The following is a 23,052-nucleotide window of genomic DNA, read 5'->3' as shown; positions in this document are numbered from 1 at the left end:
CGGGGAGCGTGGGGGCTCGTTAAGCATTCGGTTCCTGTTAAACCGAAAGGCACATCTTCAGCCGCCTGCTGTGGTAATGTGCAGCTTCCAAAAACATTTTTCGAACACGGAGAATATCGTGAGCAACAAAGGGCAGCTACTACAAGACCCCTTCCTCAACACGCTGCGCAGAGAGCACGTGCCGGTGTCGATCTACCTGGTCAACGGCATCAAGCTGCAGGGCCAGATCGAGTCGTTCGACCAGTACGTCGTGCTGCTGCGCAACACCGTGACGCAGATGGTCTACAAGCACGCGATCTCCACCATCGTTCCGGGCCGCGCTGTGAACTTCCAGCCGTCCGAAGGAACCGAAAGCAGCAACAGCTGACAAGAAGCGGCGCGCCGCCGCACCCCGTTTGACACCATTTTCCGCCAACCCGGCCCCGACCACCGTCCTGGTCGGGGTGGACCTGGGCCTCCCCCACTTCGACAGCGAGCTGGAAGAGCTCGGCCTGCTGGCCGAGACGGCCGGCCTCGAGCCCGTCGGGCGCGTCACCGCCAAGCGCAAGGCGCCCGATGCGGCGCTGTTCGTCGGCAGCGGCAAGGCCGAGGAGATCAAGGCACTCGCCGAACAGACGGGCGCCAGCGAGATCCTGTTCGACCAGGCGCTGTCGCCCGCGCAGCAGCGCAACCTGGAGCGCTTCATGGAGCGGCCGGTCAACGACCGCACGCTGCTCATCCTGGAGATCTTCGCGCAGCGCGCCCGCAGCCACGAGGGCAAGCTGCAGGTGGAGCTGGCGCGGCTGCAGTACCTGAGCACGCGCCTCGTGCGGCGGTGGACCCACCTGGAGCGCCAGCGCGGCGGCATCGGCGCCCGCGGCGGCCCGGGCGAAACGCAGATCGAGCTGGACCGCCGGATGATCGGCGACGCCATCAAGCGCACCAAGGAGCGGCTGGAGAAGGTCAAGCGCCAGCGCAACACGCAGCGCAGGCAGCGCGAGCGGCGCGACACCTACAACGTCTCGCTGGTGGGCTACACCAACGCGGGCAAGTCGACGCTGTTCAACGCGCTGGTCAAGGCGCGGGCCTATGCGGCCAACCAGCTGTTCGCCACGCTGGACACCACCACCCGCGAGCTGTACCTGGCCGAGGCCGGGCGCTCGGTGGCGCTGTCGGACACGGTCGGCTTCATCCGCGACCTGCCGCACAACCTGATCGACGCCTTCCAGGCCACGCTCCACGAGGCGGCCGAGGCCGACCTGCTGCTGCACGTGGTGGACGCCTCCAACCCGCACTGGATGGAGCAGGTGGACGAGGTGCAGCGCGTGCTGCGCGAGATCGGCGCGGACGGCGTGGCGCAGCTGCTGGTGTTCAACAAGCTGGACGCCGTGCCGGCCGGCCAGCGGCCGCGCCGCAAGGTGGACACGTTCGAGATCGAGGGCGCGCAGGTGCCGCGCGTCTTCGTCAGCAGCCTCACCGGCGCCGGGCTGCCCGAGCTGCGCGGCCTGCTGGCTGAGGCAGCGCAACAGGACGGCCGCGGAGTTGTGCACAATGCTCCCGCTGACCTCCAAGAGACCGAAGAATGAAACTGAAGCTGGCGCGCGCGCTCGGCATGTTCAACCTGAACGACCCGCGCTGGGGCCGTGGCGGCGACGAGAAGCCGCCGCCCGAGGGCAACAAGCCGGAGCCCAACAAGCCCGAAGGCAACAACCGCGGCCCCAACCAGGGCCCGCCGGACCTCGACGAGCTCTGGCGTGACTTCAACCGCAAGCTCGGCGGCCTGTTCGGCGGCCGCGGCCGCCGCGGCAGCGACAACGGCGGCGGCAATTTCGGCGGGGGCGGCGGCGGCAACTTCCAGCCCGACATGAAGAGCGCCGGCGTCGGCGCCGGCCTGATCGTCGCGGTGGTCGTGCTGATCTGGCTGGGCACCGGCTTCTTCATCGTGCAGGAAGGCCAGCAGGCCGTCATCACGCAGTTCGGCAAGTACAAGAGCACGGTGGGCGCGGGCTTCAACTGGCGCCTGCCGTACCCGATCCAGCGGCACGACGTCATCAACTTCACGCAGATCCGCTCGGTGGACGTGGGCCGCGACGCGGTGATCCGCGCAACGGGGCTGAAAGAGTCCGCGATGCTCACGGAGGACGAGAACATCGTGGAGATCAAGTTCGCCGTGCAGTACCGGCTGAACGACGCGCGCGCCTTCCTCTTCGAGAGCAAGAACCCGCAGGACGCGGTGGTGCAGGCCGCCGAGAGCGCGGTGCGCGAGGTGGTGGGCAAGATGAAGATGGACTCGGCGCTGGCCGAGGAGCGCGACCAGATAGCGCCGCGCGTGCGCCAGCTCACGCAGAACATCCTGAACCGCTACAACGTCGGCATCGAGGTCGTGGGCGTCAACCTGCAGCAAGGCGGCGTGCGCCCGCCCGAGCAGGTGCAGGCGGCGTTCGACGACGTGCTCAAGGCGGGCCAGGAACGCGAGCGCGCCAAGAACGAGGCGCAGGCCTATGCCAACGACGTGATCCCGCGCGCGCGCGGTGGCGCGTCGCGCCTGGCGCAGGAGGCCGAGGGCTACAAGGCGAAGATCGTGGCGCAGGCGCAGGGCGATGCGCAGCGCTTCAAGTCGCTGCTGGCGGAGTACCAGCGCGCGCCGCAGGTCACGCGCGACCGCCTCTACATCGAGGCCATGCAGCAGATCTACGGCAACGTCACCAAGATCATGGTGGAGACGCGCCAGGGCGGCAACATGCTGTTCCTGCCGCTGGACAAGATCATGCAGGGCGTGGCGGCCACGGGCGCCGCCGCCACACCGGCGCCGCCCGAGCAGGTGGTGCCCTCGACCGCACCGGCGCCCGCGCCGGCCCCGGCGACAGCCGACCCGCGCGCGCGCGACAACGCGCGCGGCCGCGAGCGCGAAAGCCGCTGAGGGGGACAAGAACATGAACAGGATCGGATTCATCGTCTCCTCGCTGCTGGTGGTGCTCGCGCTGCTCAGCTCCATGCTCTTCGTGGTGGACCAGCGCCAGTTCGGCGTGGTCTATTCGCTGGGCGAGATCAAGGACGTCATCAAGGAGCCGGGGCTGCACTTCAAGCTGCCGCCGCCGCTGCAGAACGTCACCTACATCGACAAGCGTTTGCTCACGCTGGACACGCCGGACTCCGAGCCGATGCTCACGGCGGAAAAGCAGCGCGTGGTGATCGACTGGTTCGTGCGCTGGCGCATCACCGACCCGCTGCAGTACATCCGCAACGTGGGCCTCGACGAGCAGGCGGGCGCCATCCAGCTCAACCGCGTGGTGCGCAACGCATTCCAGGAAGAGATCAACCGCCGCACGGTGCGCGAGCTGCTCTCCACCAAGCGCGACCAGCTGATGAACGACGTCAAGCGCGAGGTGCTGGAAGTCGTGAAGGGCAGCAAGCCCTGGGGCATCGACGTGATCGACGTGCGCATCACGCGCGCCGACTACGTGGAGGCGATCACCGAGTCGGTGTACCGCCGCATGGAGGCCGAGCGCAAGCGCGTGGCCAACGAGCTGCGCTCCACTGGCGCGGCGGAGGGCGAGCGCATCCGCGCGGACGCCGAGCGCCAGCGCGAAGTGGCCATCGCCAACGCCTACCGCGACGCGCAGAAGACCAAGGGCGAGGGCGACGCGCAGGCCGCCGCGATCTACGCCGAGGCCTTCGGCCGCGACCCGCAGTTCGCGCAGTTCCACCGCAGCCTCGAGGCGTACAAGCAGAGCTTCAACAAGAAGAGCGACGTGGTGGTGGTGGACCCCCAGGGTTCCGACTTCTTCCGCGCCTTCCGCGGCAGCGGCGGCAGCGCCGCGCCCGCCGAGCCGCGCAAGAAGTAAGCGTTGGACAGCCAGACGTTCTGGATGGCGCTGGGCCTGATGCTGGTGCTGGAAGGGCTGTTCCCCTTCCTGTCGCCGGGCGGCTGGCGCAACACCTTCGCCAAGCTCATGCAGCTGACCGACGGACAGCTGAGGTTCTTCGGCCTCGTGAGCATCGCGAGCGGCCTTGCATTCCTCCTGGTAATTTCGATGTAAACGACAATAGGGGGTTATGCAAGATATCCCCAAGGTGGGCTTCGTCAGCCTCGGCTGCCCGAAGGCGCTCACCGATTCAGAACTCATCCTCACGCAGCTCAGTGCCGAGGGCTACCAGACGTCCAAGACCTTCGAAGGCGCGGACCTCGTCATCGTCAACACCTGCGGCTTCATCGACGACGCGGTGAAGGAAAGCCTCGACACGATCGGCGAGGCGCTCAGCGCGAACGGCAAGGTGATCGTCACCGGCTGCCTCGGCGCGAAGGCGGGCCACGCGAGCGACAACCTGGTGAAGGAAATCCATCCCTCCGTGCTGGCCGTGACGGGCCCGCACGCGACGCAGGAGGTGATGGACCACGTGCACGCGCACCTGCCCAAGCCGCACGACCCGTTCATCGACCTCGTGCCCGCGGCCGGCATCAAGCTCACGCCCAAGCACTACGCGTACCTGAAGATCAGCGAAGGCTGCAACCACCGCTGCACCTTCTGCATCATCCCGTCGATGCGCGGCGACCTCGTGAGCCGGCCGGTGGGCGACGTGCTGAAGGAAGCCCGCGCGCTGTTCGAAGGCGGCGTGAAGGAGCTTCTCGTGGTGAGCCAGGACACGTCGGCTTATGGCGTCGACGTGAAATACCGAACGGGCTTCTTCGACGGCAAGCCGGTGAAGACGCGCATGCTGGACCTGGTCGAAGAGCTGGGCAAGCTCGCCGAGCCCTACGGCGCGTGGGTGCGCTTGCACTACGTCTACCCGTACCCACATGTGGACGACGTGATCCCGCTGATGGCGCAGGGCAAGGTCCTGCCTTACCTCGACGTGCCCTTCCAGCACAGCCACCCCGACGTGCTGCGGCGGATGAAGCGGCCGGCCAGCGGCGAGAAGAACCTCGAGCGCATCCAGCGCTGGCGCGAGATGTGCCCGCAGCTCGTGATCCGCAGCACGTTCATCGCGGGCTTCCCCGGCGAGACGGAAGCGGAGTTCGAGGATTTGCTGGCCTTCGTGCGCGAGGCGCGCATCGACCGCGCGGGTTGCTTTGCCTACAGCCCGGTCGAGGGCGCTTCGGCGAACGAGCTGCCGGGCGCCGTGCCCGCCGAGGTGCGCGAGGAGCGTCGCGCGCGCTTCATGGCCGTGGCCGAGGAAGTGTCGGCGGCGAAGCTGCGTGAGCGTGTGGGCGCGACGATGCAGGTGCTGGTGGACAACGCACCCGGTCTCGGCAAGAAGGGCGGCGTCGGCCGTTCTTACGCGGACGCGCCGGAGATCGACGGAACGGTGAAGTTGCTCCCGCCGGAAAAGCTGAGCAAGCAGCTCAAGGTGGGCGAGTTCACCAAGGCGCGCGTCATGTCGACGCAAGGCCACGACCTCATTGCATTGCCCATCTAGAAACGACAAAGCCGCCAAATGGCGGCTTATGATCTGCTGGTGCCCAGGAGAGGACTCGAACCTCCACGATGTTACTCGCTAGTACCTGAAACTAGTGCGTCTACCAATTCCGCCACCTGGGCTTTCAGGAAAACAAGGATTGTATATCAAGAATCTGGAACGAACAACGGGCGGCGCCCTTCTCGATGAATTCGAGGGAGTGATCCAGGGCCACCGCGACGGCCACGGCTACGTGGTGCGCGACGACGGCGAGCCCGACATCTACCTGCCCCCCAACGAAATGCGCGCGGTGCTGCATCGCGACCGCGTCAAGGCGCGCGTCGTGCGCTACGACCGCAAGGGCCGCGCCGAAGGCCGCGTCGTCGAGATCGTCGAGCGGCCGCCGCAACCCATCATCGGCCGCCTGCTGCACGAAAGCGGCGTGTGGCTCGTGGCGCCGGAAGACAAGCGCTACGGCCAGGACGTGCTGATCCCCAAGGGCGCGACGGGCCTTGCGAAAGCAGGGCAGGTCGTCGTCGTCGAACTCACCGAACCGCCAAGCCTCTACGGCCAGCCCGTGGGCCGCGTGAAGGAAGTGCTGGGTGAGATCGACGACCCCGGCATGGAGATCGAGATCGCGGTGCGCAAGTACGGCGTGCCGCACGAGTTCTCCGACGCGTGCATCGCGCTCGCGCGCGGCCTGCCGGACAAGGTGCGGCCGCAGGACAAGAAGCATCGCGTCGACCTCACGGACGTGCCGCTGGTCACCATCGACGGCGAGGACGCGCGCGACTTCGACGACGCGGTGTACTGCGAGCCCGCGAAGATCGGCCGCGGCAAGGGCGGCAACGGCTGGCGCCTGCTGGTCGCCATCGCCGACGTGAGCAACTACGTGGGCACGGGCAACGCGATCGACGTCGATGCGTACGACCGCGCGACGAGCGTGTACTTCCCGCGCCGCGTCATCCCGATGCTGCCGGAGAAGCTCTCCAACGGCCTGTGCTCGCTGAACCCGGAGGTGGACCGCCTCTGCATGGTCTGCGACATGCTGATCACGGGTAGCGGCGATATCCACGCCTACCAGTTCTACCCGGCCGTGATGTACAGCCATGCGCGCTTCACGTACACCGAGGTCGCCGCGATCCTGGGCAACACGCGCGGGCCGGAGGCCAACCGCCGCAAGGAGCTGGTGCCGCACCTGCTGAACCTGCACGACGTGTATGGCGCGCTGCTGAAGGCGCGCAATGCCCGTGGCGCGGTCGACTTCGAGACGACGGAGACGCAGATCATCTGCGACGACAGCGGCCGCATCGAGCAGATCGTGCCGCGCGTACGCAACGACGCGCACAAGCTGATCGAGGAATCGATGCTCGCCGCCAACGTGTGCGCGGCCGATTTCATCCAGCAGTCGGGCCATCCCGGCCTCTACCGCGTGCACGAGGGGCCGACGCCGGAGAAGAAGGAGATCCTGCGCCAGTACCTCAAGGCGATGGGCGTGGGCATGACAATCAGCGAGGACCCGAAACCCGCGGAGTTCCAGCGCATCGCCGAGGCCACCAAGGACCGCCCCGACGCGCAGCAGATCCACACGATGCTGCTGCGCTCGATGCAGCAGGCGATCTACACGCCGATCAACAGCGGCCACTTCGGGCTGGCCTACGAGGCCTACACGCACTTCACCAGCCCCATCCGGCGCTACCCGGACCTGCTGGTGCACCGCGTCATCAAGGCCATCCTCAATGGCGAGCGTTACGAGCTGCCGAACCTGCCGACGCCGGGCGAGGCGCACGAGAAGCTCGCGCGCCGGCTCGCGACCAAGTCGCCCATCCTCAATCGCAGGAAGCCCCCGCCGCCGCCTTCGCGCGAAGTGCAGGCGTGGGAAGCCGCCGGGCTGCATTGCAGCGCCAACGAGCGGCGTGCCGACGAGGCAAGCCGCGACGTCGAGGCGTGGCTCAAGTGCAAGTTCATGCGCGACCACCTCGGCGAGGAATACTCCGGCGTCGTCACGGCCGCAACGAGCTTCGGCATCTTCGTCACGCTCGACCAGCTGTACGTCGAGGGCCTGGTGCACATCACCGAGCTGGGCGGCGAGTACTTCAAGTTCGACGAGGCGCGGCAGGAGCTGCGCGGCGAGCGCACGGGCATCCGTTATGCCATCGGCACGAAGCTGCGCGTGCAGGTCAGCCGCGTGGACCTCGACGGGCGCCGCATCGACTTCCGCCTGGTGCGCGAGGGCGCGGACCCGCTGCTCGAGCGCGCGATGAAGGACAAGGGCGTGCCCGCCAACCTGCGCGAGGCCGCCAAGGCGGAGAAGAACGCGGCGGCCAAGAAGGGCGCGAAGAAGGGCAAGTCGCCGATCGCCGGGTTGAAGGCGGCGGCGAAGAAGGCGGCGGCAAAGGCGAAGGGCCATCGGCGGCGCTGATCATTTGAAGAACGGATTCGAGGAGAGCAGTCATGGCAGGAAATGAAAAGGGCGTGGCCATCGTCACGGGTGGCGGCAGTGGCATCGGCAAGGCGGCGGCGCATGCGCTGCTGCGCGATGGATGGCGCGTTGCGGTCGCCGGGCGGCGCGCGGATGCGCTGAAGCAGGCGCTGGAAGAATCGGGAGCGGCCGAACGCGGGCTTGCCGTGCCGACCGACGTGACGGATCCGGCTTCGGTCGAGGCCTTGTTCGCGGCGGTGACCGCCAAGTGGCGCCGCGTGGACCTCGTGTTCAACAACGCCGGCATCGGTGCGGGCGCTTCGCCCGAGGACCTCGCCATCGAGGACTGGAAGCGCGTGGTGGACACCAACCTCAACGGCGTGTTCTATTGCATCCGCGAGGCCTTCAAGGTGATGAAGGCGCAGAAGCCGATGGGTGGCCGCATCATCAACAACGGCTCGATTTCGGCGCATGCGCCCCGGCCGTTCTCGATTGCGTACACGGCGACGAAGCATGCGGTGACGGGCCTGACGAAGACAGCCGCGCTCGACGGCCGCCGCTACGACATCGCCGTGGGGCAGATCGACATCGGCAATGCGCTCACGGACCTGGCCGCGCGCATGGCCAAGGGCGTGCCTCAGGCCAATGGCGAGATCGCCGTGGAGCCGCTGATGGACGTGAACATCGTGGGGCAGTCGGTGCTGTACATGGCCAACCTGCCGCTGGAGGCCAACGTGCTGTTCCACACGGTGATGGCGACGAAGATGCCCTTCGTGGGGCGGGGTTAGCCGCCGCGCGCGAGCGCCGAAGCCGTCAGCGTCTTGTTCGCCGGCCAGCTGTCGGCCGCCGCGCCGTGCATGTAGACGGCGTCCAGCGCCGCGTCCCACGCGCTTGCACCTGATGCAAGCCGGGCCGCGATCATCCCGGCGAGCACATCACCTGTCCCCGCGATCGCGAGCCGCGCATTCCCCGTCGGGTTGATGCGGGGCGTCTCGCCCGGCGCTGCGATGACGGTGCCGGAGCCCTTCAGCACCGTCACGGCGCCGAACCGCTGCGCGAGCTCGCGCGCAGCGGACAGGCGATTGCCTTGCACTTCGGCGGAAGTGATCTCCAGCAGCCGCGCCGCTTCGAGCGGATGCGGGGTGATCACCGTCGGGGCGCGCTTCGCCCGCGATTTCAACAGGGCCTGCAGTTGCGGATCCGCCGCGATCGCGTTGAGTGCATCGGCATCCAGCACGAGCGACTTCGCCGTCGAGAGCACGCGGGGCAGGGCACCGCGAACCGCGTCACCGCCGCCGCAGCCGCAGGCGACCGCAAGCGCATCGAACCGCAACGACTCCCACGGCCGGAACATCGCGTCGGGCAACTGCGGGTCGACGGCGAGCGAGCCGCCATCGAGCAGCCCGACGAATACGCGTCCTGCGCCGTGGTGAAGCGCCGCGGTCGCCGCGAGCAATGCAGCGCCCGTCATGCCCATTGCGCCGCCGATGATCGCGACGTCACCGTAGCTGCCTTTGTGCGAGTCGTGCAGGCGTGAGGTCTGCTGCGGTGATCCGCCCAGCCGCGCGGCGGCTTCCGCCTCCGGCAGCTCGAGCTGCAGGTCGTCGAACCAGACCTCGCCGGCGGCGTCGCGCCCGCGGCCGGTGAAGAGCCCGGGTTTCAGCGCAAGCAGGCTGAGCGTGTGCGTGGCAATGACCGATTCGCCGCGGCCCGTGTCCGCCGACAAACCCGATGGCAGGTCGACCGCGAGCACCGGCCTGTTCGCCGCGTTCATCAGCGCGATCCATTCGCGCATCGCGCCTTCCGGCGCGCGAGCGGTGCCGATGCCTAGCAGCGCGTCGATGGCGAGGTCCCACGCAGGAGGCGGTTCCGTGACGATCGTGACCCCCGCGTCCCGGGCCCGCTTCAGCGAAGCCTTCGCATCCGCCGGCGCGCGACTTTCTTCACCGAGCCAGCTCACGGTGACGTCCTTGCCCCACTGCTTCAGGTGCATCGCCGCTTCGAGCCCGTCGCCGCCGTTGTTGCCCGGCCCGGCAGCAACCCACACCGTGCGTGCATGAGGTGCAATCGCCAGTGCCAGCCGAGCGACCGCCAGCCCGGCCCGCTCCATGAGCGTGTGAGGTGGCAACGCCGAAGCAGCGCCTTGCTCGATGCGGCGGATCGCTGCCGTGTCGAACAGCGGCCAGTCGCGGCCTGGGACGATGCGGTGCATGAGCCGATTGTGCCCCTCTCCTGCGTCATGCCGGACTTGATCCGGCATCCATGGCAGCGCGCAACCGTGGATGCCGGATCAAGTCCGGCATGACAGTTTCACGCCAGCCGCTCGACCCCGAGGCCCTCGATATCGATCTCCGGCGCCCGCCCGGCCATCAAGTCGGCCACGGCTCGCGCGCTGCCGCACGACAGCGCCCAGCCGCTCGAACCATGCCCGAGGTTCAGCCATACACCGGGTACACCGCTGGCCCCGAGGACGGGAGGCCCGTCCGGCAGCATCGGCCGTGCACCTTTCCACTCCTGCACCGCCGCGCCGGTGTTCGCCAGCTGCGCCGCGCCCGGAAACCAGTCGTGCAGGACCTTGTAGAGCGTCTGGATCGCCGCCGGCCGCTTGTAGGCAGGGTTCCCGCCGATCTCGGCGCTGCCGGCCACGCGCACGCGGTTGCCCAGGCGCGAGATGGCGACCTTGTAGCGTTCGTCCATGAGCCCGCTGCGCGGCGCGTTCAACGGCTCGCGGATCGGCGCGCTGATCGAGTAGCCGTGCACCGGGGCAATCGGGATCTTCAGACCGACGGGGCGCAGCAGTTCCGCCGACTCGACGCCGCCGCACACGACGACCGCATCGAAGCGCCGCGTGCTCTCGCCATCCGGCGTCGAGATACGCAACTGGTTGGGCTGCGCCGTCGAAAGCGGCGCCACGGACGCGTTGAACTCGAAGACGGCGCCGAGAGCCTGCGCCTCGTTCTTCAGCAGCAGCGCGAACTGGCGGCAGTTGCCCACCTCGTCGTCCGGCAGGTGGATCGCACCGGCGAACTCGGTGTCGGCATTGATCGCCGGTTCGATCTCGCGCGCCGCCGCCGCATCGATCTCGCGGAAATTGACGCCTGCATCGCGCAGCACTTGCAGCCCCGGCTGCACCATGCGCCGGTCCTTCTCGGCCCGCAAAACCACCATGTAGCCCGGGCTGCGGTCGTATTCCAGCTGCAGCTTGTCGGTGATCGCGTGCAGCCGCGTGCGGCTGTAGAACGCGAGGCGCTGCATCCGCGCGCGGTTGGCGAGGTACGTCTCGAGCTTGCACGCGCTGCGCCACTTCAACATCCACGCGATGTCGCGGGCGCGCAGCGGCGGCACGACGCGCACGGGTGCGTGGCGGCTCAGCAGGTGGCGCAGGACCTTGCCCGTCATGCCGGGCGCGGCCCAGGGCGTGACGTAGCCGGGCGCGACGACGCCCGCGTTGGCGAAGCTCGACTCCAGCGCGGCGGCGCCGCGCCTTTCGTAAACGGTGACTTCGTGGCCGTCTGCGGCCAGCTCGTAGGCAGTGGTGACGCCGACGATGCCGGCGCCCACGATGGCGATTTTCATTCAGTGCGCGAGAAGGGCGGATTCGGCCTGCGAGGCGATGTTCAGGATCGTATCGTCCCGCAGGGCCCCGTGCCAGATCATGAGGCCGACCGGCAGTTCGCCGGGCACATGGCAAGGCAGCGAAATGGCGCAGCCATCGAGCATGTTCACCACGCTCGTGTTGCGCAGCAGGAGCGCGTTGATGCGGAAGAACTCGGCGTCGCGTGCTTCACCGGGCGCGACGTCCGCGAACGGCGGCGCAACGATGGGCACGGTCGGCGAGAGCACGGCGTCGAAGCCTTGCAACGACTGCTGCACGCTGCGGATCCACTCGCGCCTTGCAGCGAAGAGCTCGATGTACTCGTGCGCCTTCATGGCCGCGCCGCGCTCGATGCGGGCACGCACGCGCGGGTCGTAGCCTGCACCCTTTTCGGCGAGCAGCTTGCGATGCCAGGCGAAGCTCTCCGCCGCGGTAAAACCGCCCAGCGACTGGATCGCGCCCAGGCCGTGGATCTGCGCGAGCGGGATCTCCTCGACGTGCGCACCCGCGTCGCGAAACGCGCGCACGGCGCGCTCGAAGGCGCGAGCAACGGTGGGGTCGAGCCCGTCGAGCATCTGCTCGCGCGCGACCGCAAACCGATAGGCCGACAGCGGTGCGTTGCTGCGCGTGACGGTGCGCGCCGCGAGGATTTCGTGGGCAAGGATCGCGTCGCGGACGCTGCGTGTCATCGCGCACACGGTATCGAGCGTCGTCGACAGGGGCAGGGCGCCGTCCAGCGGCACGAGCCGCGCCGTGTTCTTGAACCCGACGATGCCGCACAGCGCCGCCGGGGTGCGGATCGAGCCGCCCGTGTCCGAGCCCAGCCCGATGTACGCCGCGCCGGTGGCCACCGACACTGCCGCGCCGGAGCTGGAGCCGCCAGGGACCCGGTGCGTGGCCGGGTCCGCGGGGTTCCACGGCGTGCCGTGGTGCGGGTTCACGCCCACGCCCGAGAACGCGAACTCGGTCATGTTCGTGCGCCCGATGATCGCCGCGCCCGCGGCCCTGAGACGAGCCACGGCAGGTGAGTCGGTCACTGCAGGCGGCGCATCGGCGAGGACGGCGGAGCCCGCGGCCGTGGTGTCGCCGGCGATGTCGAAGAGGTCCTTGACCGAAACGGCCAGCCCTGCGAGCGGCCGCTCGCGATTGGCCGCCGAAGCCGCGGCGGCGCGCGCGGAGGCTTCGTGCAGCTTCAGGAAGCTGCCCTTGCAGGCTTCGGACTTCGCGGCGGAGAGTGCAGCCTCAAGCTCATCGGCCGCCGAGGTTTCCCCTTGCCGGATGCGCTCTCGCGCGGTGTGGAGGTCGTGAAGCATGGGGAGGGGCGTGGTATACTCCGGCGGTTTTGCTGGGTGCTGCACGTGTCGTGCGGGCGCTGTCAGCGAAGCAAATCGCGAATCCGCCTGTCCAAGGTGCGTCGCTCCCAGCGACGAATCGGCGGATTCTAGACCCAACCTTAGAGAGACTTCATGTCCGCGACCATGCGTCAAATGCTGGAAGCCGGTGTCCATTTCGGGCACCAGACGCGCTTCTGGAACCCCAAGATGGCCCCCTTCATCTTCGGCCATCGCAACAAGATCCACATCATCAACCTCGAGAAGACGTTGCCGATGTTCCAGGACGCGATGAAGTTCGCGCGCCAGCTGGCATCGAACCGCGGCACGATCCTCATGGTCGGCACCAAGCGCCAGGCCCGCGAGATCCTCGCCGGCGAAGCCCAGCGTGCCGGCATGCCCTACGTGGACCAGCGCTGGCTGGGCGGCATGCTCACCAACTTCAAGACGGTCAAGACCTCGCTCAAGCGCCTGAAGGACATGAAGGCCCAGCAGGAAGCCGGCCTCGACGCCATGAGCAAGAAAGAGCAGCTCATGTTCACGCGCGAGATGGCCAAGCTCGAGAAGGACATCGGCGGCATCCAGGAAATGGGCACGCTGCCCGACGCCCTGTTCGTCATCGACGTGGGCTACCACAAGATCGCCGTGGCCGAAGCGCAGAAGCTGGGCATCCCGATCATCGGCGTGGTGGACTCCAACCACTCGCCCGAGGGCATCGACTACGTCATCCCCGGCAACGACGACTCCGCCAAGGCCGTGACGCTGTACGCGCGCGGCATCGCCGACGCCGTGCTGGAAGGCCGCGCCAATGCCGTCTCCGACGTGCAGCGCGCCGTGAGCGAAGGCAGCGACGAGTTCGTGGAAGTGGAAGAAGGCTCGGCCTCCTGATCCGCCCCACCCAGACCGAGGGAAGGGGGCTCTTGAGCCCCCTTTTCGCAACCGTATCGAATTGAAGAGGACACTGAAATGGCTGCAATCACCGCAAGCATGGTCGCCGAACTGCGCGGCAAGACCGACGCCCCCATGATGGAATGCAAGAAGGCCCTGACCGAGGCCGGCGGCAACATGGAGAAGGCCGAGGAGATCCTGCGCGTGAAGCTGGGCAACAAGGCCGGCAAGGCCGCCGCCCGCGTCACGGCCGAAGGCGTGGTGGCCGCGTACCGCGACGGCAACGCCGGCGCGCTGCTCGAGGTCAACTGCGAGACCGACTTCGTCACCAAGAACGACAGCTTCATCCAGATGGCGCAGGCCGCCGCGGAGCTGGTCGCCAAGCACAACCCGGCCGACGTCGCCGCGCTGTCTGCGCTGCCGTACAGCCAGGACGGCTTCGGCCCCACGCTGGAAGACGTGCGCAAGGGCCTGATCGGCAAGATCGGCGAGAACATGAGCTTCCGCCGCTTCAAGCGCTTCGCCGGCGGCGCCAAGCTGGCCCACTACCTGCACGGCACCCGCATCGGCGTGGTCGTGGAGTTCGAAGGCGACGACACGGCCGCCAAGGACGTCGCGATGCACGTGGCCGCCATGAAGCCGGTGGCGCTGTCGTCGGCCGACGTGCCGGCCGAGCTGATCGAGAAGGAGCGCAACGTCGCCACCGCCAAGGCCGCCGAGTCCGGCAAGCCGGCCGACATCGCCGCCAAGATGATCGAAGGTTCGGTGCAGAAGTACCTCAAGGAGGTGTCCCTGCTGAACCAGCCGTTCGTGAAGAACGACAAGCAGACCGTCGAAGCCATGCTCAAGGGCGCCAACACCACCGTGAAGGGCTTCACGCTCTACGTGGTCGGCGAGGGCATCGAGAAGAAGGTCGACGACTTCGCCGCCGAAGTGGCCGCGCAGGTCGCCGCCGCCAAGCAGACCGCCTGAGACGGCCCCTCGCCGCTAAACCGCCGCTAAACTCGCCACCCAACACGCGAACAAGGAGCCCACCGCATGCCCGCCCAGCCCGCCTACCAGCGCATCCTCCTGAAGCTGTCCGGGGAAGCGCTGATGGGGGACGACGCCTTCGGCATCAACCGCGCCACCATCGTCCGCATGGTCGAAGAGGTGGCCGAGGTGGTGAACATGGGCGTGCAGGTGGCCGTGGTCATCGGCGGCGGCAACATCTTCCGCGGGGTGGCGGGCGGCTCGGTCGGCATGGACCGGGCCACCGCCGACTACATGGGCATGCTGGCCACGGTGATGAACTCGCTGGCGCTGGCCGACGCGATGGACAAGCAGGGCCTCACGGCCCGCGTCATGTCGGCCATCAACATCGAGCAGGTGGTCGAGCCCTACGTGCGCCCCAAGGCGCTGCAGTACCTGGAAGAGGGCAAGGTCGTCATCTTCGCGGCCGGCACGGGCAACCCCTTCTTCACCACCGACACGGCCGCGGCGCTGCGCGGGGCGGAGATCGGCGCGCAGCTCGTGCTCAAGGCCACCAAGGTGGACGGCGTGTACAGCGCCGACCCGCAGAAGGACCCGTCCGCCACGCGGTATGCCAAGCTCACGTTCGATGAGGCCATGATGCGCAACCTGGGCATCATGGACGCCACCGCGTTCGCGCTGTGCCGCGACCAGAAGCTGCCCATCAAGGTGTTCTCGATCTTCAAGCACGGCGCGCTCAAGCGCGTGGTGATGGGCGAGGACGAGGGAACCCTGGTCTACGCCTGAGGTCCAGAGCAAGACAAAGAGGAGAGAAACATGGCCCAAGCAAGCACCATTGCCGAAATCAAGAGCCAGGCCCAGCACAAGATGGACGCCTCCATCGCCGCGCTGAAGACCACGCTTTCCCACATCCGCACCGGCCGCGCCAACCCCGGCCTGCTGGACACGGTCCACATCGAGTACTACGGCACCGTCGTGCCGCTGTCCAACGTCGCCAACATCTCCGTGCTGGACCCCCGCACCCTGTCGGTGCAGCCCTTCGAGAAAGGCATGGGCGCCAAGATCGAGAAGGCCATCCGCGACAGCGACCTGGGCGTCAACCCCGCTTCCATGGGTGACCTCATCCGCGTGCCGATGCCGCCGATGAGCGAGGAGCGCCGCAAGGAGATGACGAAGATCGTGCGCCACGAGGGCGAGAACGCGAAGATCGCCATCCGCAACCTGCGCCGCGACGCCAACGAGCACATCAAGAAGCTGGTGAAGGACAAGCACGCGTCCGAGGACGAGCAGAAGCGCGCCGAGAACGACATCCAGAAGGTGACGGACAAGCACGTGTCGGACATCGACGCGCTGATCGCTTCCAAGGAAAAGGAAATCATGGCCGTCTGAGGCCGTGAACGCCATGGCGATCGTCATCCCGCACCACATCGCGATCGTCATGGACGGCAATGGCCGCTGGGCCACGAAGCGCTTTTTGCCGCGCGTGGCCGGCCACAAGAAGGGCGTCGACGCGCTGCGCGCGTGCGTGCGCCACTGCGGCGAGATCGGCGTGAAGGTGCTCACGGTTTTCGCTTTCTCCTCCGAGAACTGGAACCGCCCGGCCGAAGAGGTCTCGGGCCTGATGGACCTGCTCGCGATGGCGCTGGGCCGCGAAGTGCCGGCGCTGCAGGCCGAGGGTGTCTCCATCCGTTTCATCGGCAACCGCTCGGCGCTGTCCGAGAAGGTGCGTGCGGGCCTGGAGTCCGCGGAGGCGATGACGGCCACGAACACCAAGTTGATCTTCAACGTCTGCTTCAACTACGGCGGGCGCTGGGACATCGCGCAGGCCGCCGCAAAGCTCGCCGCGCAGGGCGAGCCGATCACCGAAGCCACCCTCGACCGCGCCATGGCGCTCGCGCACGTGCCGGACCCCGACCTGCTCATTCGCACGGGCGGCGAGCAGCGCATCAGCAACTTCCTGCTCTGGCAGGCCGCGTACAGCGAGCTGTATTTCACAGGCAAGCTGTGGCCCGACTTCGACGAAGCCGCGCTCGACGAGGCGATCGCCGACTATTCCGGCCGCGAGCGCCGCTTCGGCCGCACCTCCGAACAACTGGCGCCGCCTCCGCGCAAGGCGGCCTGAACCCAGAAGGCGCCGCATGCTCAAGCAGCGCATCATCACCGCCGTCGTCCTGCTGGCCATTCTGCTGCCGGCGCTGTTCTGGCGCACGCCGGAGCCCTTCATGGGCATCACGCTGCTGCTGCTCGCCCTGGCGGGGTGGGAGTGGGGCAAGCTCAATGGCTTCGAACAAGGTCCGAGCCTCGTGCTGGGCGCGATCACGGCGGTGCTGTGCGCCGCAGCGTGGGCACTGGGCTGGACGCACGAGCCGGTGCCCTCGGTGTGGATGGTTGCCGGCGCTGCGTGGGTGCTGGTCGGTGCGCTGTTGCTGCGCGGCGGTGTCGCCGGCTGGCCGCGCGTCCCGAAGGCGGTGCGCGTCGTCGGTGGCGTGCTCGCGCTCTGGGCCGCGTGGGTCGCCGTGGCGCAGGCGCGCGTCATCGGCGTCAACTTCCTGCTGTCGATCCTCGTCCTCGTATGGGTCGCAGATATCGCGGCGTATTTCGCGGGCCGCGCGTTCGGCCTCAAGTTCACGAAGAACAAGCTCGCGCCCGCCATCAGCCCCGGCAAGAGCTGGGAAGGCGTGTGGGGCGGCATGGTGGGCGTGCTGGTGCTCGCGGTCGCATGGACTTTCGCGGATGCACAGCTGAACGCTTCGATACCCAGCCTTTACACGCGGCTGGCACACTCCGGCTGGCCCGTGCTGGTCATCGCCGTGCTGTTCCTGGCGGCCATGAGCGTGGTGGGCGACTTGTCCGAGTCGCTCATCAAGCGCAGCGCGGGCGCCAAGGATTCCAGCCAGTTGTTGCCGGGCCATGGCGGCGTGCTCGATCGCGTGGATGCGTTGTTGCCCACGCTCCCGCTGGCGATGATGCTGGCATCCCTCACCTCACGATGAAGCAGCGCATCACCGTCCTCGGCTCCACCGGTTCCATCGGCGTCAACACGCTCGATGTGGTGGAGCGCCACCCGGACCGCTTCGAGGTGTTCGCGCTCAGCGCCGCCACGCAGGTGGACCTGATGCTCGCGCAATGCGCGAAGTTCAAACCGCAGTTCGCCGTGATGGCGCGCGAGGATGCCGGCCGTGCACTCGCGCAGAAGATCGAGGCCGAGCGGCTCGGCACTCGCGTGCTGTGGTCGGCCGATGCGCTGGAGATGATTTCGGCGCACGAGTCCACCGACATCGTCATGGCCGCCATCGTCGGCGCCGCGGGCCTCGCGCCTTGCCTCGCTGCCGCACGTGCGGGCAAGCGATTGCTGCTCGCCAACAAGGAAGCGCTCGTCGTCGGGGGTGAGCTGTTCCTCGACGCGGTGAAGCAGGGCGGGGCGACGCTGTTGCCGATCGACAGCGAACACTCCGCCATCTTCCAGTCGTTGCCGGAAGACCCGGCGAGCTGGGACGCGCGCGTCGCCAAGATCATCCTCACCGCGTCCGGCGGCCCGTTCCGCACGCGCGACGTCGCAACGCTGCGCGACGTGACGCCCGAACAGGCCGTGGCGCACCCCAACTGGGTGATGGGCCGCAAGATCTCGGTGGACTCCGCGACGATGATGAACAAGGCGCTCGAAGTGATCGAGGCGCGCTACCTCTTCGGCCTCGGCCCCGAACGGGTCGAAGTGGTCATCCATCCGCAAAGCGTCATCCACTCGATGGTGCAGTACCGCGACGCTTCGGTCGTCGCGCAACTCGGCACGCCCGACATGCGCGTGCCCATCGCCTACGGGCTCGCGTGGCCCGACCGAGTGGAGTCCGGGGCGCAGGCGCTGGACTTCACCAACCTCGCCGACATGACCTTCGAGTCGTTCGACACGCGCGGCCACCGCGAGCGCTTCCCCGGCCTGCAGCTCGCGTGGGACTCGCTGCGCGCGGCGCCCGGCACGACGGCCGTTCTCAACGCAGCGAACGAAGTCGCGGTGCAGGCCTTCCTCGACCGGCGCATCCGCTTCGACCAGATCCACCGCGTGAACCTCGAAACCGTGGCCGCCGTGCAGCCCGCCAAGCCCGCGTCGCTGCAGGACCTGCTGGCCATCGACACCCGTTCGCGCGAAGCGGCAGAAAAGGCGGTGCTCGCATGCTGACGTCATTCATCGCAGCCGTCCTCATCCTGCTGCTCAAGCTGGTGGCCTTCGCCGTCGCCATCGGCGTGCTGATCGCCGTGCACGAGTACGGCCACTACCGCGTGGCGGTGGCCTGCGGCGTGCGCGTGCAGCGCTTCGGCATCGCCACCTTCCCGGTGCAGCCGCCGGACGCGGAGTCCGGCCCCGGCCACCGGTTCTTCTACTTCATCACCAAGCCGATCTGGGAATGGCAGCCCAGGCGGCAGCACGCCGGCCAGAGCACGGTGTTCGCGGTGGGCCTGTTCCCGGTCGCCGGCTACGTGCAGATGCTGGGGCAGAACCTCGACGAGAAGGTTGCGCCCGAGGACGAGCCCTGGTCCTTCAAGACCAAGAGCGTGTGGGCGCGCATCGCCATCGTGGCCGCCGGGCCCATCGCCAACCTGCTGCTGGCGATCTTCCTCTACGCGTGCGTCAACTGGTACGGCGTGCAGGAGCCCCAGGCGGTCATCGCCAGCCCCGTGGCCGGGTCCATCGCCGACAAGGCGGGCCTGCGCGGCGGTGAACGGGTCGATGCCGCGGGCTTCGAAGGCGAAGAGCGCCACCCCGTGCGCTCCTTCGAGGACGTGCGCTGGCTGCTGATGCGCGGCGCGCTCGATGGCCGCAACGTGGTGCTGGAGCTCGGCTCAAACGGCGCGAGCCGGGCCCGCACCGTCGGCCTGCCGCTGTCGCAGCTGCAGGGGCAGGACGCCGACGCGCAGTTGTTCCGCAATGTCGGTATCCTCGGGCCGTGGACCCAGCCCGTGATCGGCGAGGTGCAGCCGGGCGCCGGCCAGCGCGCCGGCCTGCGCAAGGGCGATGTGGTCGAGAGCGTCAACGGCAAGCCGGTATTCGACGGAACGCAGCTGCGCGAGACCATTCGCGCGCAGGTGAAGGACGGCCGCGCCATCCCCGGCACGTGGCGCATCGCGCGCGGCGGCAGCACGATGGAACTGCAGGTCACGCCCGACGTCGTCACCGAGGGCGCCACCACCTTCGGCCGCATCGGCGCCTTCGTCGGCACGGCGCCCGAGATGACGACGGTGCGCCGCGGCCCCATCGAGGGCCTGTGGAGCGGCGTGGTGCGCACCTGGGAGGTGTCCGAGCTCACGCTGCGCATGTTCGGCCGCATGATCGTCGGCCAGGCGTCGCTGAAGAACCTGAGCGGCCCCATCACCATCGCCGACTACGCGGGCAAGTCCGCCAGCATGGGCCTCACCCAGTTCCTGCTGTTCGTCGCCCTCATCAGCGTGAGCCTCGGCGTGCTCAACCTGCTGCCGCTGCCCGTCTTGGACGGGGGGTACCTGATGTATTATCTTTGGGAGGTGGTCACGGGGAAGTCCGTCTCCGATTCCTGGATGGAGCGCCTGCAGCGCGGCGGCGTGGCGGTGTTGCTGGTAATGATGTCGATCGCCCTGTTCAACGACGTCACCCGCCTCTTCGGCTAGCCCACCCTCAGCCAATAACTCGAACCTCAATGAAGAAACATCTGAAGCGCTTCCGCGTCCGCACTGTGACGGCCGTGGTGGCGATGGCCTTCGCGGCCAACGCGTGGGCGGTGGACCCGTTCACCGTGCGTGACATCCGCATCGAGGGCCTGCAGCGCGTCGAGCCCGGCACGGTGTTCGCCTCGCTGCCGTTCCGCGTGGGCGAGCAGTACAACGACGAGAAGGGCTCCGCCGCCATCCGCGCGCTGTTCGCCCTGGGCCTGTTCAAGGACGTGCGCCTCGAGGTGAGCGGCGACGTGCTGGTCGTGATCGTCGAGGAGCGCCCCACGGTGGCCGACGTGGAGTTCGTCGGCATCAAGGAGTTCGACAAGGACACGCTGCGCAAGGCGCTGCGCGAGATCGGCCTCACGGAGGGCCGGCCGTACGACCAGGCGCTGGCCGACCGCGCCGAGCAGGAGCTCAAGCGCCAGTACATCAACCGCAGCCTGTATGCGGCCGAAGTGGTCACCACGGTCACCCCCATCGAGCGCAACCGCGTGAACCTGTCGTTCACGGTGAGCGAGGGCGACCCGGCCAAGATCAAGGAAATCCACATCGTCGGCGCCAAGACGTTCAGCGAGAACACGCTCAAGGGCCTGTTCGACCTGGACACGGGCGGCTGGCTGTCCTGGTACACCAAGAGCGACCGCTACTCGCGCACCAAGCTCAACGGCGACCTCGAGACGCTGCGCTCGTACTACCTGAACCGCGGCTTCCTCGAGTTCCGCATCGACAGCACCCAGGTCGCCATCTCGCCCAACAAGCAGGACATCAGCATCACGGTGAACATCACCGAGGGCGAGCGCTACGTCGTCCAGGCCGTCAAGCTGGAAGGCAACTACCTCGGCAAGGACGAGGAGTTCAAGTCGCTGGTGAAGATCCGCGCCGGCGAGCCGTACAACGCCGAGCAGGTGACGGACACCACCAAGGCCTTCATCGACTACTTCGGCAACTTCGGCTACGCCTTCGCCCAGGTGGAACCGCGCCCCGAGGTGGACCGCGTGAACAACCGCGTGGTGCTCACGCTGGTGGCCGACCCGTCGCGCCGCGCCTACGTGCGCCGCGTCAACGTGTCCGGCAACAACCGCACCCGCGACGAAGTCATCCGCCGCGAATTCCGCCAGTTCGAGGCGAGCTGGTACGACGGCGACAAGATCAAGCTCTCGCGCGACCGCGTGGACCGCCTGGGCTTCTTCAAGGAAGTGAACGTCGAGACGGTGGACGTCCCCGGCGCGCCCGACCAGGTCGACCTGAACATCTCGGTGGTCGAGAAGCCCACCGGCAGCCTGCAGCTGGGCGCGGGCTTCTCCAGCGCGGAGAAGCTGGGCATCTCGGCGGCCGTGAAGCAGGAGAACGCTTTCGGCTCCGGCAACTACTTCGGCCTGGAGATCAACACCAGCAAGTACAACCGCACGCTGGTGCTCAACACGGTCAACCCGTACTTCACGCCCGACGGCATCTCGCGCGCCTTCGACATCTACCACCGCATGTCGAAGCCGTACGACGACCAGGGCGGCAACTACTCGCTGTCCACGTCCGGCGTGGGCCTGCGCTTCGGCGTGCCGTTCACCGAGACCGACACCGTCTACTTCGGCAGCAGCATCGAGCGCACGGCGATCAACCCCGGCACCAGCATCCCGGCCGCGTACCTCGAGTACGCGCAGCGCTTCGGCTACGCCAGCTACTCCATCCCGCTGGCGGTGGGCTGGGCCCGCGACGACCGCGACAGCACGCTCGCGCCCACCAGCGGCAAGTACCAGCGGGTGTCGGGCGAGTGGGGCCTGCTGGGCGACGCGCGCTACCTGCGCGCCAACCTGCAGTACCAGCAGTACATCCCGCTCACGCGCCGCTTCACGCTCGCGCTCAACGGTGAGCTGGGCCTGGGCAAAGGCCTGTCGGGCCGGCCGTTCCCGGTCTTCAAGAACTTCTACTCGGGTGGCCTCGGCTCCGTGCGCGGCTTCGAGCAGGGCACGCTGGGCCCGCGCGACGTGACGGGTGCCACCATCGGCGGCGCGCGCAAGCTCACGCTCAATGCCGAGGTGATCACGCCGTTCCCGGGCGCGGGCAACGACCGCACGCTGCGCCTGTTCGGCTTCGTGGACGCGGGCAACGTGTATGGCGAGCACGAGAAGTTCGACATGTCGACCATGCGCGCTTCGGTGGGCCTGGGCCTGTCGTGGCTGTCGCCCGTGGGCCCGCTGAGGCTGGCCGCCGCCATCCCCGTGCGCAAGTTCGCCGGGGATAGAATCCAGAAGGTTCAATTCCAGATCGGTACCTCATTCTGATGAATGTCATTGCCCGCCATGTCCTGGCCGTGCTGTTCGGCGCGCTCGCGCTCGCGGCGCAGGCCCAGGAGCCGTTCCGCGTGGGCTTCGTCAACACCGACCGCATCTTCCGCGAGGCCAACACCGCCAAGGCGGCGCAGGCCAAGCTGGAGCAGGAGTTCAGCAAGCGCGAGAAGGAGCTCAACGACATGGGCAACGCGCTGAAGGCCGCCAGCGAGAAGTTCGAGCGCGAGGCACCCACGCTGCCCGAGAGCCAGCGCGCTTCGCGCCAGAAGTCGCTGATCGACCAGGACCGCGAGTTCCAGCGCAAGCGCCGCGAGTTCCAGGAAGACCTGAACGCCCGCAAGAACGAGGAGCTGCAGCAGGTGCTCGACCGCGCCAACCGCGTGGTGCGCTCGGTGGCCGAGGCCGAGAAGTACGACCTGATCCTGCAGGAAGCGGTGTACATCAACCCGAAGCACGACATCACCGACAAGGTGATCCGCGCTCTGAACTCAGCCCGCTAGA

General features: G+C 68.0%; 21 protein-coding genes and 1 tRNA gene. 18 read left to right on the top strand and 4 right to left on the bottom strand.

Translation table 11 applies throughout. The features are described from left to right. Window positions 1-118 precede the first annotated feature (118 nt). Genes hfq through rimO form a run of 6 tightly spaced genes read left to right on the top strand, consistent with a single transcriptional unit; the run spans window position 119 to window position 5,397 of the window. Window positions 119-367: an RNA chaperone Hfq gene (hfq, locus tag H8R02_RS19605; RefSeq protein ID WP_435531290.1), complete on the top strand. Its 249-nt coding sequence runs from the start codon at window positions 119-121 to the stop codon at window positions 365-367. 28 nt (window positions 368-395) lie between these two features. Further along, window positions 396-1,565 carry a GTPase HflX gene (hflX, locus tag H8R02_RS19600; RefSeq protein ID WP_187083163.1) on the top strand — a complete coding sequence of 390 codons (1,170 nt, stop codon included), beginning with the start codon at window positions 396-398 and terminating at the stop codon, window positions 1,563-1,565. Continuing rightward, entirely contained in the window at window positions 1,562-2,899 is a 1,338-nt protein-coding gene (gene hflK / locus H8R02_RS19595; RefSeq protein WP_255429429.1) for an FtsH protease activity modulator HflK, read from the top strand. The genes hflX and hflK overlap by 4 nt, the downstream gene beginning before the upstream one ends. Before the next feature lie 13 nt (window positions 2,900-2,912). Continuing rightward, entirely contained in the window at window positions 2,913-3,824 is a 912-nt protein-coding gene (hflC, locus tag H8R02_RS19590) for a protease modulator HflC (protein ID WP_187083162.1), read from the top strand. Window positions 3,825-3,827: 3 nt separating this feature from the next. Next, complete coding sequence (locus tag H8R02_RS19585; protein WP_187083161.1) at window positions 3,828-4,019, top strand: DUF2065 domain-containing protein; 192 nt, start codon at window positions 3,828-3,830, stop codon at window positions 4,017-4,019. 16 nt (window positions 4,020-4,035) lie between these two features. Beyond that, window positions 4,036-5,397 (top strand): 30S ribosomal protein S12 methylthiotransferase RimO, encoded by a 1,362-nt coding sequence (gene rimO, locus H8R02_RS19580; RefSeq protein WP_187083160.1) that lies wholly within the window; start codon window positions 4,036-4,038, stop codon window positions 5,395-5,397. Between the two features lie 37 nt (window positions 5,398-5,434). Here the strand turns inward: rimO and H8R02_RS19575 are convergent. After that, window positions 5,435-5,519: transfer RNA gene (locus H8R02_RS19575), tRNA-Leu, on the bottom strand. A gap of 17 nt (window positions 5,520-5,536) precedes the next feature. On the opposite strand from H8R02_RS19575, the gene rnr reads away from it, so the two are divergent. After that, window positions 5,537-7,798: a ribonuclease R gene (gene rnr / locus H8R02_RS19570; RefSeq protein ID WP_187083159.1), complete on the top strand. Its 2,262-nt coding sequence runs from the start codon at window positions 5,537-5,539 to the stop codon at window positions 7,796-7,798. Between the two features lie 32 nt (window positions 7,799-7,830). Beyond that, window positions 7,831-8,586, top strand: coding sequence for an SDR family oxidoreductase (locus H8R02_RS19565; RefSeq protein ID WP_187083158.1), 756 nt, complete (start codon window positions 7,831-7,833; stop codon window positions 8,584-8,586). Here the strand turns inward: H8R02_RS19565 and H8R02_RS19560 are convergent. From H8R02_RS19560 to H8R02_RS19550, 3 genes are all read right to left on the bottom strand, one after another. Then, window positions 8,583-10,010, bottom strand: coding sequence for an NAD(P)H-hydrate dehydratase (locus tag H8R02_RS19560; RefSeq protein ID WP_187083157.1), 1,428 nt, complete (start codon window positions 10,008-10,010; stop codon window positions 8,583-8,585). The genes H8R02_RS19565 and H8R02_RS19560 overlap by 4 nt on opposite strands. Window positions 10,011-10,108: 98 nt before the next feature. Beyond that, complete coding sequence (locus H8R02_RS19555; RefSeq protein ID WP_187083156.1) at window positions 10,109-11,374, bottom strand: D-amino acid dehydrogenase; 1,266 nt, start codon at window positions 11,372-11,374, stop codon at window positions 10,109-10,111. Then, on the bottom strand, window positions 11,375-12,706 hold the full coding sequence (locus H8R02_RS19550; protein WP_187083155.1) for an amidase: 1,332 nt from the start codon (window positions 12,704-12,706) through the stop codon (window positions 11,375-11,377). Between the two features lie 153 nt (window positions 12,707-12,859). On the opposite strand from H8R02_RS19550, the gene rpsB reads away from it, so the two are divergent. The 10 genes from rpsB (at window position 12,860) to H8R02_RS19500 (ending at window position 23,051) form a co-directional block, all read left to right on the top strand. Beyond that, complete coding sequence (gene rpsB, locus H8R02_RS19545; protein ID WP_187083154.1) at window positions 12,860-13,612, top strand: 30S ribosomal protein S2; 753 nt, start codon at window positions 12,860-12,862, stop codon at window positions 13,610-13,612. Between the two features lie 78 nt (window positions 13,613-13,690). After that, window positions 13,691-14,584, top strand: a complete 894-nt coding sequence (gene tsf, locus H8R02_RS19540; protein ID WP_187083153.1) for a translation elongation factor Ts — start codon at window positions 13,691-13,693, stop codon at window positions 14,582-14,584. A 66-nt stretch (window positions 14,585-14,650) separates the two neighbouring features. Beyond that, window positions 14,651-15,370, top strand: coding sequence for a UMP kinase (gene pyrH, locus H8R02_RS19535; RefSeq protein WP_187083152.1), 720 nt, complete (start codon window positions 14,651-14,653; stop codon window positions 15,368-15,370). Between the two features lie 30 nt (window positions 15,371-15,400). Further along, window positions 15,401-15,973 (top strand): ribosome recycling factor, encoded by a 573-nt coding sequence (gene frr / locus H8R02_RS19530; RefSeq protein ID WP_187083151.1) that lies wholly within the window; start codon window positions 15,401-15,403, stop codon window positions 15,971-15,973. Between the two features lie 13 nt (window positions 15,974-15,986). Further along, window positions 15,987-16,706 (top strand): polyprenyl diphosphate synthase, encoded by a 720-nt coding sequence (gene uppS, locus H8R02_RS19525; RefSeq protein ID WP_187083262.1) that lies wholly within the window; start codon window positions 15,987-15,989, stop codon window positions 16,704-16,706. Window positions 16,707-16,722: 16 nt separating this feature from the next. Then, on the top strand, window positions 16,723-17,577 hold the full coding sequence (locus H8R02_RS19520; RefSeq protein WP_187083150.1) for a phosphatidate cytidylyltransferase: 855 nt from the start codon (window positions 16,723-16,725) through the stop codon (window positions 17,575-17,577). After that, window positions 17,574-18,758, top strand: coding sequence for a 1-deoxy-D-xylulose-5-phosphate reductoisomerase (gene ispC / locus H8R02_RS19515; protein ID WP_187083149.1), 1,185 nt, complete (start codon window positions 17,574-17,576; stop codon window positions 18,756-18,758). Before H8R02_RS19520 ends, ispC begins: the two co-directional genes overlap by 4 nt. A gap of 26 nt (window positions 18,759-18,784) precedes the next feature. After that, the gene (gene rseP / locus H8R02_RS19510; protein WP_187083261.1) at window positions 18,785-20,221 is read left to right on the top strand and encodes an RIP metalloprotease RseP; all 1,437 of its coding nucleotides are present in this window, start codon (window positions 18,785-18,787) and stop codon (window positions 20,219-20,221) included. 29 nt (window positions 20,222-20,250) lie between these two features. Further along, on the top strand, window positions 20,251-22,545 hold the full coding sequence (gene bamA, locus H8R02_RS19505; RefSeq protein WP_187083148.1) for an outer membrane protein assembly factor BamA: 2,295 nt from the start codon (window positions 20,251-20,253) through the stop codon (window positions 22,543-22,545). Continuing rightward, window positions 22,545-23,051, top strand: a complete 507-nt coding sequence (locus tag H8R02_RS19500; RefSeq protein ID WP_187083147.1) for an OmpH/Skp family outer membrane protein — start codon at window positions 22,545-22,547, stop codon at window positions 23,049-23,051. The genes bamA and H8R02_RS19500 overlap by 1 nt, the downstream gene beginning before the upstream one ends. The last annotated feature ends 1 nt before the right edge of the window (window position 23,052 follow it).

Source organism: Ramlibacter albus (genome assembly GCF_014297445.1).
In the GTDB taxonomy this organism is placed as follows: domain Bacteria; phylum Pseudomonadota; class Gammaproteobacteria; order Burkholderiales; family Burkholderiaceae_C; genus Ramlibacter; species Ramlibacter albus.
The sequence above is the reverse complement of the archived record's forward strand: the minus strand, read 5'-3'. Positions and strand labels throughout refer to the sequence as shown.

Bases quoted from the DNA above. Each gene is read 5' to 3' on its own strand.
- hflK (WP_255429429.1), top strand. From the start codon at position 1,562: ATGAAACTGAAGCTGGCGCGCGCGCTCGGCATGTTCAACCTGAACGAC.
- hflC (WP_187083162.1), top strand. From the start codon at position 2,913: ATGAACAGGATCGGATTCATCGTCTCCTCGCTGCTGGTGGTGCTCGCG.
- rimO (WP_187083160.1), top strand. From the start codon at position 4,036: ATGCAAGATATCCCCAAGGTGGGCTTCGTCAGCCTCGGCTGCCCGAAG.
- H8R02_RS19565 (WP_187083158.1), top strand. From the start codon at position 7,831: ATGGCAGGAAATGAAAAGGGCGTGGCCATCGTCACGGGTGGCGGCAGT.
- H8R02_RS19560 (WP_187083157.1), bottom strand. From the start codon at position 10,010: ATGCACCGCATCGTCCCAGGCCGCGACTGGCCGCTGTTCGACACGGCA.
- H8R02_RS19555 (WP_187083156.1), bottom strand. From the start codon at position 11,374: ATGAAAATCGCCATCGTGGGCGCCGGCATCGTCGGCGTCACCACTGCC.
- H8R02_RS19550 (WP_187083155.1), bottom strand. From the start codon at position 12,706: ATGCTTCACGACCTCCACACCGCGCGAGAGCGCATCCGGCAAGGGGAA.
- rpsB (WP_187083154.1), top strand. From the start codon at position 12,860: ATGTCCGCGACCATGCGTCAAATGCTGGAAGCCGGTGTCCATTTCGGG.
- tsf (WP_187083153.1), top strand. From the start codon at position 13,691: ATGGCTGCAATCACCGCAAGCATGGTCGCCGAACTGCGCGGCAAGACC.
- pyrH (WP_187083152.1), top strand. From the start codon at position 14,651: ATGCCCGCCCAGCCCGCCTACCAGCGCATCCTCCTGAAGCTGTCCGGG.
- frr (WP_187083151.1), top strand. From the start codon at position 15,401: ATGGCCCAAGCAAGCACCATTGCCGAAATCAAGAGCCAGGCCCAGCAC.
- uppS (WP_187083262.1), top strand. From the start codon at position 15,987: ATGGCGATCGTCATCCCGCACCACATCGCGATCGTCATGGACGGCAAT.
- H8R02_RS19520 (WP_187083150.1), top strand. From the start codon at position 16,723: ATGCTCAAGCAGCGCATCATCACCGCCGTCGTCCTGCTGGCCATTCTG.
- ispC (WP_187083149.1), top strand. From the start codon at position 17,574: ATGAAGCAGCGCATCACCGTCCTCGGCTCCACCGGTTCCATCGGCGTC.
- bamA (WP_187083148.1), top strand. From the start codon at position 20,251: ATGAAGAAACATCTGAAGCGCTTCCGCGTCCGCACTGTGACGGCCGTG.
- H8R02_RS19500 (WP_187083147.1), top strand. From the start codon at position 22,545: ATGAATGTCATTGCCCGCCATGTCCTGGCCGTGCTGTTCGGCGCGCTC.